Consider the following 1,427-nt stretch of genomic DNA (forward strand, 5'->3'; position numbering starts at 1 on the left):
CGGGAACCGGTGACTGCGGTGCGGAATTGCCCAGTCGCAGTTCGTATTCGCCGGTGTTCGGATTGAGTACCCACTGGTCTGCGGGGTCGATGTTCTCCGCCCGCCCACGGCTTTGCGCGTCCACGGTTGTCCGAATCCTCCGTCGGGGCCACGCGGCGCCTTCCCCCTTGTAGGCGCTCGGGTCTCGGTGAAACGGTGCGCGGTCGGAGGACGTACCTCACGGGCCGGGGTGCACCGGATCGCTCACACTATCCGCCCTGTTCAGGGTCGGGCGACGCCGGTGACGAATTCCACGTTCTTAGAACTGGGCAATCCCGCTCATTCCTCTGAACAAAAGTTCGCCGATTTGGTGTGAGGATTACTTACACGTGTGCGCGGCGGCCGTGCTGCCCCGGTAGGTGGGGGTGGCCGAAGGGGAGTTTCCCGTGCTGTCGCCGGGTGATTTACCGCCGGTATCCGGTGAAGTGTCCGTCACCTCGACGGGCCGGTCCGCGCGCAGCCGGGCGAACAGTTGCCCGGCCTCGGGCTGCACCAGTTGGTCACGGTCGGAGTCGTATACATACGGCTCGCGCGGAGCGGTGAGGAACCGCACATGTTCGGTGGGGATGTCGCGCACCCCCCGGACCAACCGGTACAAGCCGCGCAGACTGGCCAGTTCCGGATCGGTGGTGAGCGCCGAGGTCGCCGCGTCCAGCACCGGATACAGCTTCACCGGGTTCAGCAGGACGCCGTCACTGCGCACCTTCTCCACCAGCGCGCCGAGAAACCGCTGCTGGCGGTCCATCCGGTCGGTGTCGCTGCCGTCCCCGAGCGTCTTGCGGGCCCGTACGTAGCCGAGCGCCTGCTCGCCGTCGAGGGTGACCCGTCCTGCGGGCAGCTTCAGCCTGGCCGCCTTGTCGTCGATGGGCTTCCGCAGGCACACCGGCACCCCGTCGACGGCGTCCACCATCTGCTTGAACCCGCTGAAGTCGACGACCATGTGGTGGTCGACCCGGATGCCGGTCAGCTCCTCGACGGTACGGATGGTGCAGGCCGAACCGCCGAGCTGGAAGGCGGTGTTGAACATGGCGAACGACGGTTCGGTCCGGCCTCCGCCGGCGCGCGGGCAGGCCGGGACGCGCACCATCAGGTCGCGGGGGAGCGAGACGGCGGTGGCGCTGCGCCGGTCGGCCGCCAGGTGGAGCAGGATCGTGGTGTCCGAGCGTTCCGCGCCCGAGTCCCGCCCGTACTGCTCGTTGCCGTCCCCGGCGCGGCTGTCGGTGCCGATCAGCAGGATGTTCTGCGCACCCGACACCAGCGCGGTGGGCCGCTCCTTGTCATAGCGGGCCAGCTCGCGCGCGGCCGCCTCGTCGGGGGTGATGTTGTCGCTGAGCCGGGCGTACAGCGCCCAGCCGGCCCCGCCCGCCGCCAGGAGCAGTACGGCCGTG

At 69.1% G+C, this 1,427-nt stretch carries 1 protein-coding gene; it reads right to left on the bottom strand.

Annotated features, from left to right (window positions below; genetic code table 11):
- Positions 1 to 358: 358 nt before the first annotated feature.
- Positions 359 to 1,417 carry an LCP family protein gene (locus GT030_RS27910; protein ID WP_161203453.1) on the bottom strand — a complete coding sequence of 353 codons (1,059 nt, stop codon included), beginning with the start codon at positions 1,415 to 1,417 and terminating at the stop codon, positions 359 to 361.
- Positions 1,418 to 1,427 lie beyond the last annotated feature (10 nt).

It is taken from the genome of Streptomyces sp. SID1328, from assembly GCF_009865595.1.
In the GTDB taxonomy this organism is placed as follows: domain Bacteria; phylum Actinomycetota; class Actinomycetes; order Streptomycetales; family Streptomycetaceae; genus Streptomyces; species Streptomyces griseoluteus.